Genomic DNA, 14,792 nt, shown 5'->3' with positions numbered 1-14,792 from the left:
TCCCGAAATGCGCGTCTGCCAGGCCAGGTAATGAACAGGTAATGCAGTGCGCGAACGGAGCTCTTGGTGATCATCGGCCTTCTGACGGCCGTAGCGGCATCCGCCTGCTACGGCACGGGTTCGGTCCTACAGGCGGTGGGGTCGCGTAAGTCCGCCCGCCGGGAGGCGGCCAAGGCGTCCACCACCGGTGTCACCCAGCACGGCGGCCCCAGCCTGTCGTCCACCGCGAAGGCCGCTGTGACCTGGGAGTTCATGGTCGGTACGGTGCTGGACTTCATAGGCTTCGGGCTCGGCGCACTCGCCGCCCGGCTGCTGCCCCTCTTCCTCTCGCAGACCGTGATCAGCGCGAACCTCGTGATCACGGCCGTCCTGAGCATCAGGCTCCTCAACATCCGGCTCACCCGCCCCGAATGGGCCTCCATCGGCGTCGTCTGCTCGGCACTGGTGCTGCTGGCCACCGCCGCGGGGCCGGAGGGCAGCGGCGACACCCCGATTGCGACGCACTGGTGGCTGCTGGTCGCGTCCGTCGTGATCATCGGCGGCGGCACCCTGGTCGTGCGACTGCTCGGCGGGCGGGCCGCGATCCTCGCAGGCCTGCTCTCCGGCCTGGGCTTCGGCGCCCTCGGCGTCGGCGTGCGGGTGCTGAACGGTATCGATCCGTTCCATCTGCCCTCCCTCCTCGGCGACCCCGCGCTGTACGCGATCCTCGTCGCGGGCATCGGCGGGATGTACCTGCACACCGTCGCGCTCCAGATCGGTTCGGTGAACGGAGCGACGGCGGCGCTGGTGGTGGGCGAGACCGTGGTCCCCGGCATCCTCGGGGTGCTGTGGCTCGGCGACTCCTCCCGTCCGGGCTTCGCCTGGGTCGCCGTCCTCGGATTCGTGGTCGCGGTGGCCGGGGCCGTCGGGGTCGCGTGGTTCGGCGAGCCGGAAACGGAGCCCGGCGCGACCGAGGCCGACGGTGCGGTCGCGGAGGTCGCCGCCACTCCGGCGGACAGCACGAGTCGAGCAGCTGCCTGACGCGGTGAACGACGGCCGGGGTGGCGGCGAGCCGGCCCGGCCTTGCCCCGCACCCGGCGAGCAGGCGCGCCGACACGGTCATCCCGCCGAGGCGTCCAGCACCACCACGTCCTCGGCGGCGAAGGAAACCCCTACCCGCGCTCCCGTCTCCGGCGCCTCGCGGAGCGGGCAGGCCGCCTCCATCTGCGGCCCGCCCGCCGGCTGAAGCAGCAGTGCCACATGGGTGCCGCGGAACGTGCGGGCCGCGACCGTGCAGGGCAGTCCGTTCTCCGCGGACGTCAGCCGTACGCCGGCGGGGCGTACGAGCAGGCGGCACGGACCGTCCGAAGTGCCCTCCGGCACCGGCACCTTGCCCCAGGGCGTGACCGCGGCTTCGCCCTGCACCGTCGCCTCGACCACGTTGTCGAAGCCGAGGAACCGGGCGACGAATTCCGTGGCGGGCCGCTGCCAGACGTCGAGGGGGCTGCCGCTCTGCGCGATCCTGCCGTCCTGCATCACCACGACCCGGTCGGCGAGCGCGAAAGCCTCGCCCTGGTCGTGGGTGACGGCGAGCACCGTGGTACCCAACTCCCGGAAGAGCCGCCGCAGTTCGACGACCAGCCGTTCACGCAGTCCGCGGTCCAGCTGGCCGAGCGGCTCGTCGAGCATCAGCAGCCGGGGGCGGGGGGCGAGGGCACGGGCCAGCGCGACCCGCTGCTGTTCACCACCGGACAGCGAGGCGACGGCCCGCCGCTGGGCGCCGGGGAGCCCGACGAGGTCGAGCAGTTCGGCGACCGTACGCTCCTGCTCGGCGCGCGCGGAGCGCCGCATCCGCAGCCCGAAGGCGACGTTCCCCGCGACATCCCGCTGCGGGAAGAGCTGGTGGTCCTGGAACATCAGGCCGACCCCGCGCCGGTGCGTCGGCACCCCCGCCTGGTCCCGCCCCTCCAGCAGCACGTCGCCCGCATCGGCCTGCTGGAGACCGGCCACCACGCGCAGCAGTGTCGACTTGCCGCTGCCGCTGGGCCCGAGGACGCACACGATTTCCTGCGCGGCGACATCCAGGTCCACCGCGTCGAGCGCCGGGCGCCCGCCGGGTGCGCCGAAGCGGACGGTCACCCCGCCCAGCCGCAGCAGTTCCCGTGCCGTGCTTCCGGCCTGCGCCGTCATCTAGAACTCCCCGGAGTGGTCGATGGGGGTCCCCCCGGCCGAGCCTGTTCGAGGCTGGGGGCGGATGCGCTCCAGGGCCAGCAGGGCGCCGGCGCACACCACCATCAGGATGGTCGACAGGGCCATCGCCTGCCCGTAGTTGAGTTCCCCGGCACGCCCCAGCAGCCGTGCCACGGCCACCGGCAGCGTGGGGTGGTCCGGCCGCGCGATGAAGACGGTCGCGCCGAACTCCCCGAGCGAGACGGCGAAGGCGAAGCCCGCCGCGATCAGCAGCGCCCGCCGCACCATCGGCAGGTCCACCTCGCGCCAGACCCGCCACGGCGAGGCGCCGAGAACGGCCGCCGCCTCCCGCAGCCGCCCGTCGACCGCCCGCAGCACGGGCAGCATCGTCCGGACCACGAACGGCACGCCCACCAGCGCCTGTGCGAGCGGCACCAGCCACCAGGAGTCGCGCAGATCCAGGGGAGGCTTGTCGAGGGTGATCAGAAAGCCGAAGCCGACGGTCACCGCGGAGACTCCCAGCGGCAGCATCAGCAGCGCGTCGAAGCCGCGGACGAGCCGGCCGGCCATCGAGGTCCGCCGGGCGGGGCCGGTACGCGGCGCGGGACGCGTCAGGGCCGCTGCGGCCAGCCCGCCCACCAGCACGGCGATCACGGTGGCCGCCGCGGCGTAGGCAAGGGAGTTCCCCACGGCGTCGAGCGGCGCGACGGCGAAGGTGCTGTCGGCGGCTGCCGCGGAGCGGAGCGTCCGGTAGAAGACCAGCCCGTAGCCGCCGGGCCCGGCGAAGGACCGCTCGACGAGGACGGCCAGCGGCAGGACGAGCAGCACGGCGATGACCACGAGCGTGCTCCACAGGAGCGCCCACTGTCCCCGCCCGCGCGGTCGGCGTGCGGTCTGCGACGCGTCCACCAGCCGCAGCGCGGATTCCCGCCGGCGCACGGTCCAGGCGTGCAGCGCCAACAGCCCCAGCACCGCCGCGAACTGGACCAGCGTCAGGACGGCGGCCGTCGGCAGATCCAGGAAGTCGGCGGTCTGCCGGTAGATCTCCACCTCCAGCGTCGAGAAGGTGGGCCCGCCCAGAATCTGCACGACGCCGAACGAGGTGAAGGTGAAGAGGAAGACCATCAGCGCAGCCGCCGCGACGGCGGGCCCCAGAGCGGGCAGTGTCACCCGCCGCCAGGCCGCGAACCGTCCGGCGCCGAGCACGCGCGCCGCCTCTTCCTGCCGTGGATCGAGCTGGCTCCAGAGCCCGCCGACGGTGCGGACGACCACCGCGTAGTTGAAGAAGACATGTGCCAGCAGGATCGCCCACACCGAGGTGTCCAGCCGCACGCCCCACAGGTCGTCCAGCAGCCCGCCCCTGCCGACCAGCGCGAGGAACGCCGCGCCGACGACGACGGTCGGCAGCACGAACGGCACTGCCACCACCGCCCGGAGCAGCTGTTTGCCGGGGAAGTCGAAGCGCGCGAAGACATAGGCGCCGGGCAGCGCGATCAGCAGGGTCAGACCGGTCGAGGCGGCTGCCTGCCAGAGGGTGAACCACAGCACATGGAGGACGTCCGGGTCGCTCAGTACGGTGCCGAGCCGGCCGAGTTGCCACTGTCCGCCGTCCTTCAGCCCCCGTCCGACGATCGCGACGACGGGGTAGGCGAAGAACAGCGCGAAGAAGGCGAGCGGCACGGCCATCAGGCCGAGCCGCACCGCCGTTCCCCGCGCGGGCCTCCGGAGGCGGGCGCGGGCTACTTCAGGACGAGCGAGGACCACTGCTTGATCCACTGTTCACGGTTCTTGGTGATCGTCTCCGGGGCCAGCGTCGTCGGCTTGTCGATCGTCGCGCCGTACTTGGTGAACAGCTCCGGCACCTTGGCGTCCTTGCGCGCCGGGTTGACGAACATCTGGAGCGGCATGTCCTCCTGGAACTGCTTCGACAGCAGGAAGTCCAGCAGCGCCTTGCCGCCCTTCTCGTTCTTGGCGCCCTTGAGCAGACCGCCGAATTCGATCTGCCGGAAGCAGGTGCCGGTCGCGACACCGGTCGGGGCCTCCTTGGGCGCCGGGTTCTTGTCCATCACCTCGGCGGGCGGGCTGGAGGCGTAGGAGACGACCAGGGGCTTGTCCCCCTTGCCCTTGCCGGCCGCGGAGCCCGAGAACCGCTCGTTGTACGCCTGCTCCCAGCTGTCGACGACCTCGACGCCGTTGGCCTTGAGCTTCTTCCAGTAGTCCGGCCAGCCGGCGTCGCCGTACGTCGCGGCGGTCCCGAGCTGGAAGGCGAGCCCCGGAGAGGACGTCGCGGAATTCTCCGTGACGAGCAGCCCCTTGTACTGGGGCTTGAGCAGATCGTCGAAGGTCTGCGGCGGCGCGATCTTGTGCTGGGCGAAGTAGGCGCGGTCGTAGTTGACGCAGATGTCGCCGTAGTCGAGGGGCGTGACGCGGTGCGCGTCCTTGTCGAGCTGGAGGTCGGCCGGGACGCTGTCCAGCCCCTTCGCCTGGTACGGGCTGAAGATGCCCGCCTTCAGGCCGCGCGAGAGCAGGGTGTTGTCGATGCCGAAGAAGACATCGCCCTGCGGGTTGTCCTTGGACAGGATCGCCTGGTTGACGGCCTTGCCGGCATCCCCGCCCTTGAGCACCTTGACCTTGTAGCCGCTCTCCTTCTCGAACGCGGCCAGTACGGACTTCGAGGCGTTGAACGAGTCATGGCTGACGAGCGTGACGGTCTTGGCGTCCGCGCCACCGGCACCGCCTCCTGAGGTGCCGCATGCGGCGAGTGCGGTCATGCCGGCCGCGGCGGCGAGCGCTGCCGCGGTGATCCTGCTGGTGGTGCTCACTGATTTCCTCCTGGCTGGCCAGGAAGAGACGCGGCCCTGCCCGGTGTCCGCCGCTCGTGACGTCGGGTGACGTACGGCAACGCACGGTGGGCAGGGCGCAACAGCATGAGTGACGACCGAACTTCCTACCCGGAATGACCCGGGCGAGGTTCAAGGGTCTGCGGGCGCCGTACGACTACGACGTTTCCGCACTCTCAGCGCTGTGGCGCTCCCCTGTCGGAATGTGCATTTGTTCGAGCACACCGTACCAGCGGGCGTTCAGCGCTCCGAGGCGGCGAGCTGCCCGCAGGCGCCGTCGATCTCCTGGCCGCGGGTGTCCCGGACGGTCACCGGAACGCCATGCGCCTCGATGGCCCGTACGAACGCCAGCTCGTCCTCGGGCCGCGAGGCGGTCCACTTCGAACCCGGCGTCGGATTGAGCGGAATGAGGTTCACATGGACGCGCTTGCCCTTGAGCAGCCGCCCCAGCAGGTCACCGCGCCACGCCTGGTCGTTGATGTCGCGGATCAGCGCGTACTCGATCGAGATGCGGCGGCCGGACTTCTCGGCGTACTCCCACGCCGCGTCCAGCACCTCGCGCACCTTCCAGCGGGTGTTGACCGGCACGAGGGTGTCGCGCAGCTCGTCGTCGGGCGCGTGCAGCGACACCGCGAGCCGGCACTTGAAGCCCTCGTCGGCGAACCGCAGCATCGCCGGGACCAGCCCGACGGTCGAGACCGTGATGCCGCGCTGGGACAGCCCCAGCCCGTCCGGCTCGGGGTCGGTCAGCCGCCGGATCGCGCCGACCACCCGCTTGTAGTTGGCGAGCGGCTCGCCCATCCCCATGAAGACGATGTTGGAGAGCCGCGCCGGACCACCCGGCACCTCGCCGTCGCGCAGTGCCCGCATCCCGTCGACGATCTGGTGCACGATCTCGGCGGTGGAGAGGTTGCGGTCCAGGCCCGCCTGTCCGGTGGCGCAGAACGGGCAGTTCATTCCGCAGCCGGCCTGCGAGGAGATGCACATGGTGACCCGGTCCGGGTAGCGCATCAGCACCGACTCGACGAGCGTGCCGTCGTGCAGCCGCCACAGGGTCTTGCGGGTGGTGTCGTCGTCGCACGAGATGTGCCGCACCACGTTCATCAGATCCGGCAGCAGCTCCGCCGCCAGCTTCTCGCGCGCCGCCGCCGGGATGTCGGTCCACTCCGCCGGGTCGTGCGCGTAGCGCGCGAAGTAGTGCTGCGACAGCTGCTTCGCCCGGAACGGCTTCTCGCCGATCGCGGCCACCGCCTCGCGGCGCTCGACGGGGCTGAGGTCGGCGAGGTGCCGGGGCGGCTTCTTGGCCCCTCGGGGGGCGACGAATGTCAGTTCTCCCGGGGCCGGGCGTGCCATGGGTGGAATCTCCTCTGTACGACGAGGCCGGGCGTCCTCCGCTGTCGCGGAGCCAGGGGCCGGACGGAGCCGGAGCCGGAAGACCTCACGGATCACCCCCCGCGGTCGCGGGGCGCAAAGGGCGCATCGCCCGCGAGCGACGCGCCCTTCAAGGGTAACCGGCGCCGGTCAGCCCGATCCCACGAAGATCACGAACAGCAGCCAGACCACCGGCGCGGTCGGCAGCAGGGAGTCCAGGCGGTCCATGATGCCGCCGTGGCCGGGCAGCAGGGTGCCCATGTCCTTGATCCCGAGATCGCGCTTGATCATGGATTCGCCGAGGTCGCCGAGGGTCGCGCTGGCCGCGACCGCGAGACCGAGCAGCAGCCCCTGCCACCAGGCACCGCCCTTGATCAGGAACTCCATGCACAGCGCGCCCGCCACCATCGCGAACAGCACCGCACCGACGAGCCCTTCACGGGTCTTGCCGGGGCTGATGCGCGGCGCGAGCTTCTTCCTGCCGAACCGCCAGCCGACCGCGTAGGCCCCGGTGTCGCTGACGACCGTCAGCAGCAGGAACGTCAGCACCCGCTGCGGCCCGTCGTCCCCGGCCGCGAGCATCAGCGCCACGAACGTCGCCAGGAACGGCACGTAGAACGCCGCGAAGACGCCCGCCGTGACATCCCGCAGATAGTTCTCGGGCGCCTCGGTCATCCGCCACACGAGGACGGCCAGCGCGGTCAGCGCCATCGCCACCCACGCCCCCTCGGCCCCGCGGACGTATCCGGCGACCACCATGGCGGTGCCGCCGACCGCGAGCGGCACCAGCGGCACCCGGATGTCCTTGCGCTCCGACAGCCGCGAGGTCAGCTCCCACAGCCCCACGACGACAGCGATCGCTATCACGCCGATGAACACCGGCTTGTAGACGAAGAGCGAGGCGAGGATGACCGCGCCGAGGCCGGCGCCGACCCCTATGGCGGCGCGCAGATTGCGCCCCGCGCTCTTCTTCTTCGGTTTCTCGGGGTTCGGCGCGCTGTCGGACCCGGGGAGAGAGGTGGGCATGGGCTCCTGCGGCCTGTCGTCGCGGAACGGGGGGCCGCTCAGCCGAGCAGCCCCCCGGTCGTCCCGGATGTCCCGATGGTCGTCCTGGTGTCCGCCCGGCTCGGGCACGATGGGCATGGGCCGAGTCTGCGCCGCGTCGCCCCGGTCGTGCACGGGACCCGCCGGGACGGGGGGCGCCACCCCGCGCAGCGAGGCGGCCGGTCCGTGATCGGGCGGTCCCCATTGGCCGGTTCCGGGCGGGGCCCCCCAGGATGACTCGTTCATCAGACCTCTAGGAGCTCGGATTCCTTGTGCTTGAGGAGCTCGTCCACCTGCGCGACGTACTTCGCGGTGACGTCGTCGAGCTCCTTCTCGGCGCGGCGTACCTCGTCCTCGCCGGACTCCTTGTCCTTGACGAGCTTGTCGAGCGCTTCCTTGGCCTTGCGACGCACGCTGCGGATCGAGATCTTCGAGTCCTCGGCCTTGTTCTTGGCGACCTTGATGAACTCGCGGCGGCGCTCCTCGGTGAGCTCCGGGAACGTCACACGGATGATGTTGCCGTCGTTGCTCGGGTTGACACCGAGGTCCGAGTCACGGATCGCCTGCTCGATGTTGCGCAGCGCGCTCTTGTCGAACGGGGTCACCACGGCCATCCGCGGCTCCGGCACCGAGAACGACGCCAGCTGGTTGATCGGCGTCATGGCGCCGTAGTAGTCCGCCACGATCTTGTTGAACATGGCCGGGTGCGCACGCCCGGTGCGGATCGCGGCGAAGTCCTCCTTGGCGACCACGACGGCCTTCTCCATCTTCTCCTCGGCTTCGAGGAGGATCTCTTCGATCACCACTTGCTCCTGGTCTTTTCGGTAAGAAGCAGAGCCTCGCCCCTGCCGCGCGTCTTCTCCTGCACGGTGTCCGACCGGCAGGCGGTTGTCCATCCCCGTACCGAGGTCTTCCCACGGCCGGGAGTTGCCGCCCGTGCGGGCCGATGCCCGTACGGAATCACGGCAGTTGGGGCCGTCAGGCCCGGGTGTTCTGATCGCTGACGAGCGTGCCGATCTTCTCACCCTTCACCGCACGCGCGATGTTGCCCTCGGCGAGCAGCTCGAACACGAGAATCGGGAGCTTGTTGTCCCGGCACAGCGTGACGGCGGTGGCATCGGCGACCTTCAGATCGCGGGTGATCACCTCGCCGTATTCGAGGGCGTCGAACTTGACCGCGTCCGGGTTCTGCTTCGGATCGGAGTCGTAGACACCGTCCACACCGTTCTTGCCCATCAGCATGGCCTCGGCGTCGATCTCCAGGGCGCGCTGGGCGGCGGTGGTGTCGGTGGAGAAGTACGGCATGCCCATACCGGCGCCGAAGATGACGACCCGGCCCTTCTCCAGGTGGCGCACCGCGCGCAGCGGAATGTACGGCTCCGCGACCTGGCCCATGGTGATGGCGGTCTGGACGCGGGAGTCGATGCCCTCCTTCTCCAGGAAGTCCTGGAGGGCCAGGCAGTTCATGACCGTACCCAGCATGCCCATGTAGTCGGAGCGGGCCCGGTCCATGCCGCGCTGCTGGAGTTCGGCGCCGCGGAAGAAGTTGCCGCCGCCGATCACGATGGCGATCTCGTAGCCGTCGCGGACCACCGCGGCGATCTCGCGGGCGATGGCGTGCACGACATCGGGGTCGACACCCAGTCCTCCGCCACCGGCGAACGCCTCGCCCGACAGCTTCAGAAGGAAGCGCCGCCTGCCGCCGTTACCGGCTTTGTGTGTGTCCGCGCCGTCGGCACCGTGATTCATTGAGCTCTCCTCGTGCACATACGAAGAAGGCCACTGCCGTGGGTCTGGTCCAGATCCCTGTGCGGCAATGGCCTCCTCGTCACATCTGCGGCCGGCCGTTGAGCGGCCGACTGCGTACGACCCTAGCGGGGTCGTAGGTCATTCGCTGCCTTCGCGGCAGGCTCTCAGATGCCGACCTTGATGCGCGAGAAGCGCTTCAGGGTGACACCGGCCTCCTGGAGGACCTTCTCGACGGACTTCTTGTTGTCGAGCGCGTACGGCTGACCGAGCAGCGTCGCGTCCTTGAAGAAGCCGTTGATGCGACCCTCGACGATCTTCGGCAGCGCAGCCTCGGGCTTGCCCTCGGCGCGGGTGGTCTCCTCGGCGACGCGACGCTCGGCCTCGACGACCTCGGCCGGGACGTCCTCCTTGGAGAGGTACCGCGGGGCGAAGGCGGCGATGTGCTGCGCAATGCCCTTGGCGATCTCGGCGTTCTCCTTGTCGAGCTCGACGAGGACACCGATCTGCGGCGGCAGGTCAGGCATGGTGCGGTGCATGTACGCCGACACGTAGCCGCCGGAGAACTGCGCGAAGCGGTCCAGGACGATCTTCTCGCCGAGGTTCGCGTTGGCCTCGTCGACGTACGCCTGGACGGTCTTGCCGGCCTCGATCTCGGAGGCGAGCAGGGCCTCGATGTCGGCCGGGTTGGTCTTGGCGACGTGCGCGGCCAGGGCGCTGGCGACGGACTGGAACTTCTCGCCCTTGGCGACGAAGTCCGTCTCGCACTTCAGCTCCAGGATGAGGCCGGAAGCGTTGTCGGCGGCGATCACGGAGACCACAGCGCCGTTCTCGGCGGAGCGGCCCTCGCGCTTGGCGACGCCCTTCTGGCCCTTGACGCGCAGGACCTCGACGGCCTTGTCGACGTCGCCCGCGGCCTCTTCCAGGGCCTTCTTGCAGTCCATCATGCCGGCGCCGGTGAGCTCGCGGAGCTTCTTGACGTCAGCGGCGGTGTAGTTCGCCATGGTCTGTGAGTCTCTTCTCGAAATCGCGAAAGTCGAAAGATCTACGGGTGGACGGCGGGGGCGGCGCTCGTGGCGCCCTCCCCCGCCGTCATCAACCGGTCTTGAGGTCAGCCCTGCTCGGCCGGCTTCTCGGCCTCGGCGGCCGGGGCCTCGGCCTTGGGGGCCTCGTCGTCGGACTTCTTCTCGCCCTCGAGCAGGTCGCGCTCCCACTCGGCCAGCGGCTCGGCGGCAGCCTTGTCGCCGGGCTTCTGGTCGCCGGTGGCGGCACCGGAGCGGGCGATGAGGCCCTCGGCGACGGCGTCGGCGATCACGCGGGTGAGCAGGGTGACGGAGCGGATCGCGTCGTCGTTACCCGGGATCTTGTAGTCGACCTCGTCGGGGTCGCAGTTGGTGTCGAGGATCGCGACAACCGGGATGTTGAGCTTGCGCGCCTCGCCGACGGCGATGTGCTCCTTCTTGGTGTCCACGATCCAGACGGCGCTGGGCACCTTCTGCATCTCGCGGATACCACCGAGGGTCTTCTCCAGCTTGGCCTTCTCGCGGGAGAGGACGAGGAGCTCCTTCTTGGTGAGGCCGGAGGCGGCCACATCCTCGAAGTCGATCTGCTCGAGCTCCTTCAGACGCTGCAGGCGCTTGTAGACCGTGGAGAAGTTGGTCAGCATGCCGCCGAGCCAGCGCTGGTTCACGTAGGGCATGCCCACGCGGGTCGCCTGCTCGGCAATGGCCTCCTGGGCCTGCTTCTTGGTGCCGACGAACATGACCGAGCCGCCGTGGGCAACGGTCTCCTTGACGAACTCGTAGGCGCGGTCGATGTACGACAGCGACTGGAGCAGGTCGATGATGTAGATGCCGTTGCGCTCGGTGAAGATGAAGCGCTTCATCTTCGGGTTCCAGCGGCGGGTCTGGTGCCCGAAGTGGACGCCGCTCTCCAGCAGCTCCCGCATCGTGACGACGGCCATGGCCGTACTCCTTGTTGTTTCTCGGTTCCACCACGGCCGGTCGGCCGCGATGCCTGACGCCCCGACGCGCCTGCCAGGGGAGGAACCGGGCGGAACCTTCCGAGGACCGAGGAGCGCGGCCGTCGTGCTGCCCGAAAGGGACTGGTGCACTGATGGCGGGGCGTGCGAAGTCGACCCGGTGACCCGGATCGCCACCAGAAGTGTACGGGACGGGCGATGCACCGGGCGACACGCACCATTTCGTGCCCCGGGCGAGTGACGCCGTTATCCACAACCGGCTCGCGGTCCACAGCTTTCGACCAAGATCCCCACGCCCGTCAGGACTGCGCCATGGTCAGGGCATGAGACGACACCCCAGCCCGGCGAAGCGCCGACCCTTCTCGTTCCTGCGACCGCCGCGGACCTACCCGCAAAGGCCCGCCGCCCTCCACCGACCGCGTTCCGGCCCATCAGGACACCGGCCCGGCATCCCCCGCCACACATCGCGACACGGACCGCCGCACCGGGTCGCGACTCCGGACCCGCCACCACCTGGGGCACGGCGAACAGACGAGCGCAGCCGCCTCCCTTCGATGCCGCGCGCACCGGGTGCCGTGCCCGCCAGGTACGCCGTGCACACGAGGTGCATGGCTTCACTGAGCGCCACAACGGCGGTGGCCGCGGCAGTGTGCATGCCGATGGCCGCAGCTGCGTTCAAGGCTGATGCCCCGGACCTCGTGGCGAAAAGTGCTACGGCACACGCCACACGAATCACCCCGGAAGGCCCGGCACCGCCGGCGGCTGCTGACCGTTCCTGGCCGGTGGACGGCCCGGCGGGGCAGCCGCCCACCGTCCTACGCGGGTGGGAGCCGCCCCCTGCACCCTGGGCGGCAGGCCACCGCGGCGTCGACCTGGCGGCGTCCGCCGGCGCGGTCGTACGGTCAGCCGCGCCCGGCCAGGTCGCCTTCACCGGAACCGTCGCCGGCCGCGGAGTCCTGACCATCGAGCTGTCCGGCTCGGGACGCCCACCCTTGCGCACCACCTACGAACCGGTCCGCGCCACCGCACACACGGGGCAACACGTCATGGCGGGCCAGCCGGTCGGCGTGCTGCAACGCGGCACGTTCCACTGCCGCGCCCCGTGCCTCCACTGGGGCCTGCTCCGCGGGAAGTCCTACCTGGACCCGCTCTCGCTGCTGCCACCTGCCATGCTCCACGGCGGCCCATCGCGACTGCTCCCGGTCTTCGGCATCCCCGAACCCACGATCCCCGCGGTTCCTGAGCGGACGGAATCGAAGCGCAGGCATCCGGGACGACCGGCCCCCACGGCTCACGAGACCACAGACGCACCGACAGGGGCGGCCCTCGTAGGAACGATCGCGCTCGCGACCGCCGCACTGTGGGCCCTGGGCCGCCATGCAGCGGGCAACCGGAGCGGGCCAACCAGGCGTGACGACGCCGGCGCCCGGACCTCGGACGGGAAACGCCTACGGAACGGCGAGACGACGGAATGGAAGGGATGAGATGCCGGACGGGAGGTGACGCCGACGCCAGGAGAGCCGCGAGAGGAGCAGCGAAGAACACGGCTGAGGCGCGGCACAGCCGTGCATCAGTGACCGGGTGAGCCCCTGCGGGCTGCGGGCTGCGGGCTGCGGGCTGCGGGCTGCGGGCTGCGGGCTGCGGGCTGCGGGCTGCGGGCTGCGGGCTGCGGGCTGCGGGCTGCGGGCCCAACGAGGTGGCGGAGGAGGAGGGCGCGGGAGGGGTGGGGTGGGGGGCGGGGGGGAGCCCCCAGCAGGACCCCCGGGGGCCTCAGCCGCCGACGCCCCGGAGGGCCATGGCCACTGCCGCCTCCGTGATCTCGTCCGGGTTCTCCGCGGCGCCGAGTTCGATGCGGCGGACGGCGGCGTCGACGACGCCCTGGAGGAGCATGGCGGCGAGGCGGGGTTGTTCATGGCCGAGGGCGGCGAGCGCCTCGACGATCATGGCGATCAGGCCGCCGTGTGCCGCGCGGATCTTCTCCCTCGCCCCGGCGTCCAGCTCGCCGGCCGAGATGGCGACGACGGCTCGGTGGCGGCGGTCGCCGACCAGGGCCAGCTGCCGGCGCACATACGCCTCGACCTTCCCCTCGGGCGTTTCGGCGCCTTCCATCGCTGCCTCGACCTCCGCCACCCATACGGGGAAGTCGACCGCGCACAGTTCCTCGACGACGGCCGCCCGGGAGCGGAAGTACTCGTACACGGAGGAGCGCGCGAGGCCCGTGCGCTCGGCGAGGGCGGGGAAGGTCAGCGCTTCCGTTCCGCCTTCGGACAGCAGGGTGCGGGCGGCGTCCAAGAGGGCGCCGCGCTGCATCGTCCGGTGCTCGGCCACCGAGGCCGCTCGAATCCTGGGCACGCCCCCACTCTACGGATGGCCCCCGCGTTGCGGCACTCCGCGTCGCCACACGGGGTGACGGCGGGCGGCATCGGCCGGCGTGCCGCGGCCCGCTCAGCGTCCGACATCTGCCAGTTTCGCCCGGAGCTGGAGCACGGATTTGGTGTGAATCTGGCTGACCCTGCTCTCCGTGACGCCGAGGACGTTGCCGATCTCGGCGAGGGTGAGGCCCTCGTAGTAGTAGAGGGTGACCACGGTCTTCTCGCGTTCGGGGAGCGTGTTGATGGCCCGGGCGAGCAGCCGCCGCAGTTCGCGGTCCTCGGCGATCTCGACGGGGTTCTCGGCGGCGGTGTCCTCCAGCGTGTCCATCAGGCTGAGGCGTTCGCCACCCTCGCCGCCGACGTGGAGGAGTTCTTCGAGCGCCACGACGTTCGCCAGCGACAGCTGGCTGAAGACGCTGTGGAGTTCCTCCAGTGCGATGCCCATCTCGCCGGCGACCTCCGCCTCGGTGGGGGTGCGGCGGAGTTGCGCCTCGAGGGTTGCGTACGCCCGCTCCACGGCTCGGGCCTTCTGCCGTACGGATCGCGGGATCCAGTCCAGGGCGCGCAGTTCGTCGATCATGGCGCCGCGGATGCGGGTGATGGCGTACGTCTCGAACTTGATGGAGCGTTCGGGTTCGAACTTCTCGATGGCGTCGATCAGTCCGAAGACGCCGGAGGAGACGAAGTCGGCCTGCTCGACGTTGGGTGGGAGTCCGACGCTGACGCGGCCGGCGACGTACTTGACCAGCGGTGAGTAGTGCAGGATCAGCTGCTCCCGCAAGCGTCCGTCGCCCGACGCCTTGTAGGAGCGCCACAGCTCGTCGAGCGAGGTGGGCGGGTTGGGGCGCACGCTGCCGCGCGCGGCGGGTGGTACTGCCGCACGGTCAGACCCGGAGGTGTGCTGGGGCATTCGTCGCCTTGAGCCGTTCTGCCGAGACACGGGTAGATGGATGAGTGAGGTTTGAATTGTTGTGAGCGTAGCGTGACCGCGGCATCGCGGTGTGCGAGGAAAGCGGGTTGGGTGTGCGCAGATGCGTTCCGCCGCCCGCACCTCGGGGTTACCTCGTACGGCGTGGCGACACCCGGACGGGGTGCCGGGGGCGCGTTCCCGGAGGGCCGTGCGGACGGACGCGGTGAAGCGGCAGGCAGGACCCCGTGCGTCCGTTGCGCCACATCGCCGTCTCCCAACGGGTCGGCCTCGCGCACCGAAGCGAGGCAAACCTGGATTCTGCGGTCATTCCCCTCACCCTTTCACCCGTTCGCGCCAGG

13 protein-coding genes are annotated in these 14,792 nt (G+C 70.5%); 2 read left to right on the top strand and 11 right to left on the bottom strand.

What is annotated here, in order from left to right; genetic code table 11:
* Positions 1-66: 66 nt before the first annotated feature.
* The gene (locus tag IEZ17_RS03215) at positions 67-1,020 is read left to right on the top strand and encodes a DMT family protein (protein WP_189296063.1); all 954 of its coding nucleotides are present in this window, start codon (positions 67-69) and stop codon (positions 1,018-1,020) included.
* 78 nt (positions 1,021-1,098) lie between these two features.
* Here the strand turns inward: IEZ17_RS03215 and IEZ17_RS03210 are convergent, their stop codons facing one another.
* From IEZ17_RS03210 to rpsB, 9 genes are all read right to left on the bottom strand, one after another.
* The gene (locus IEZ17_RS03210; RefSeq protein ID WP_189296061.1) at positions 1,099-2,169 is read right to left on the bottom strand and encodes an ABC transporter ATP-binding protein; all 1,071 of its coding nucleotides are present in this window, start codon (positions 2,167-2,169) and stop codon (positions 1,099-1,101) included.
* On the bottom strand, positions 2,170-3,870 hold the full coding sequence (locus IEZ17_RS03205; protein ID WP_189296059.1) for an ABC transporter permease: 1,701 nt from the start codon (positions 3,868-3,870) through the stop codon (positions 2,170-2,172).
* Positions 3,871-3,908: 38 nt separating this feature from the next.
* A complete protein-coding gene (locus IEZ17_RS03200; RefSeq protein ID WP_189296056.1) occupies positions 3,909-4,991 on the bottom strand; it encodes a thiamine ABC transporter substrate-binding protein in 1,083 nt (360 codons plus the stop codon).
* Positions 4,992-5,249: 258 nt separating this feature from the next.
* The gene (gene rlmN, locus IEZ17_RS03195; RefSeq protein WP_189296054.1) at positions 5,250-6,362 is read right to left on the bottom strand and encodes a dual-specificity RNA methyltransferase RlmN; all 1,113 of its coding nucleotides are present in this window, start codon (positions 6,360-6,362) and stop codon (positions 5,250-5,252) included.
* A 168-nt stretch (positions 6,363-6,530) separates the two neighbouring features.
* Positions 6,531-7,670, bottom strand: a complete 1,140-nt coding sequence (locus IEZ17_RS03190; protein ID WP_189296052.1) for a phosphatidate cytidylyltransferase — start codon at positions 7,668-7,670, stop codon at positions 6,531-6,533.
* A complete protein-coding gene (frr, locus tag IEZ17_RS03185; protein ID WP_159507848.1) occupies positions 7,670-8,227 on the bottom strand; it encodes a ribosome recycling factor in 558 nt (185 codons plus the stop codon). The genes IEZ17_RS03190 and frr overlap by 1 nt, the downstream gene beginning before the upstream one ends.
* A 175-nt stretch (positions 8,228-8,402) precedes the next feature.
* On the bottom strand, positions 8,403-9,173 hold the full coding sequence (gene pyrH, locus IEZ17_RS03180; protein WP_180985332.1) for a UMP kinase: 771 nt from the start codon (positions 9,171-9,173) through the stop codon (positions 8,403-8,405).
* A gap of 164 nt (positions 9,174-9,337) precedes the next feature.
* Complete coding sequence (gene tsf / locus IEZ17_RS03175) at positions 9,338-10,174, bottom strand: translation elongation factor Ts (protein WP_189296050.1); 837 nt, start codon at positions 10,172-10,174, stop codon at positions 9,338-9,340.
* Between the two features lie 107 nt (positions 10,175-10,281).
* Positions 10,282-11,133 (bottom strand): 30S ribosomal protein S2, encoded by an 852-nt coding sequence (gene rpsB / locus IEZ17_RS03170; protein WP_043266319.1) that lies wholly within the window; start codon positions 11,131-11,133, stop codon positions 10,282-10,284.
* A gap of 800 nt (positions 11,134-11,933) precedes the next feature.
* On the opposite strand from rpsB, the gene IEZ17_RS44115 reads away from it, so the two are divergent.
* Positions 11,934-12,635 (top strand): peptidoglycan DD-metalloendopeptidase family protein, encoded by a 702-nt coding sequence (locus IEZ17_RS44115; RefSeq protein ID WP_308427577.1) that lies wholly within the window; start codon positions 11,934-11,936, stop codon positions 12,633-12,635.
* Between the two features lie 286 nt (positions 12,636-12,921).
* On the opposite strand, the gene IEZ17_RS03160 is transcribed toward IEZ17_RS44115, so the two are convergent.
* Together IEZ17_RS03160 and whiG are read right to left on the bottom strand one after the other, a co-directional pair.
* Positions 12,922-13,461: a TetR/AcrR family transcriptional regulator gene (locus tag IEZ17_RS03160; protein ID WP_189296248.1), complete on the bottom strand. Its 540-nt coding sequence runs from the start codon at positions 13,459-13,461 to the stop codon at positions 12,922-12,924.
* Between the two features lie 135 nt (positions 13,462-13,596).
* Positions 13,597-14,433, bottom strand: coding sequence for an RNA polymerase sigma factor WhiG (whiG, locus tag IEZ17_RS03155; RefSeq protein ID WP_189296046.1), 837 nt, complete (start codon positions 14,431-14,433; stop codon positions 13,597-13,599).
* Between the last annotated feature and the right edge of the window lie 359 nt (positions 14,434-14,792).

The organism is Streptomyces albospinus (assembly GCF_014648695.1).
Taxonomy (GTDB): Bacteria; Actinomycetota; Actinomycetes; order Streptomycetales; family Streptomycetaceae; genus Streptomyces; species Streptomyces albospinus.
Note: the sequence above shows the minus strand (reverse complement) of the source record. Positions and strands in the feature narration are given on the sequence as shown.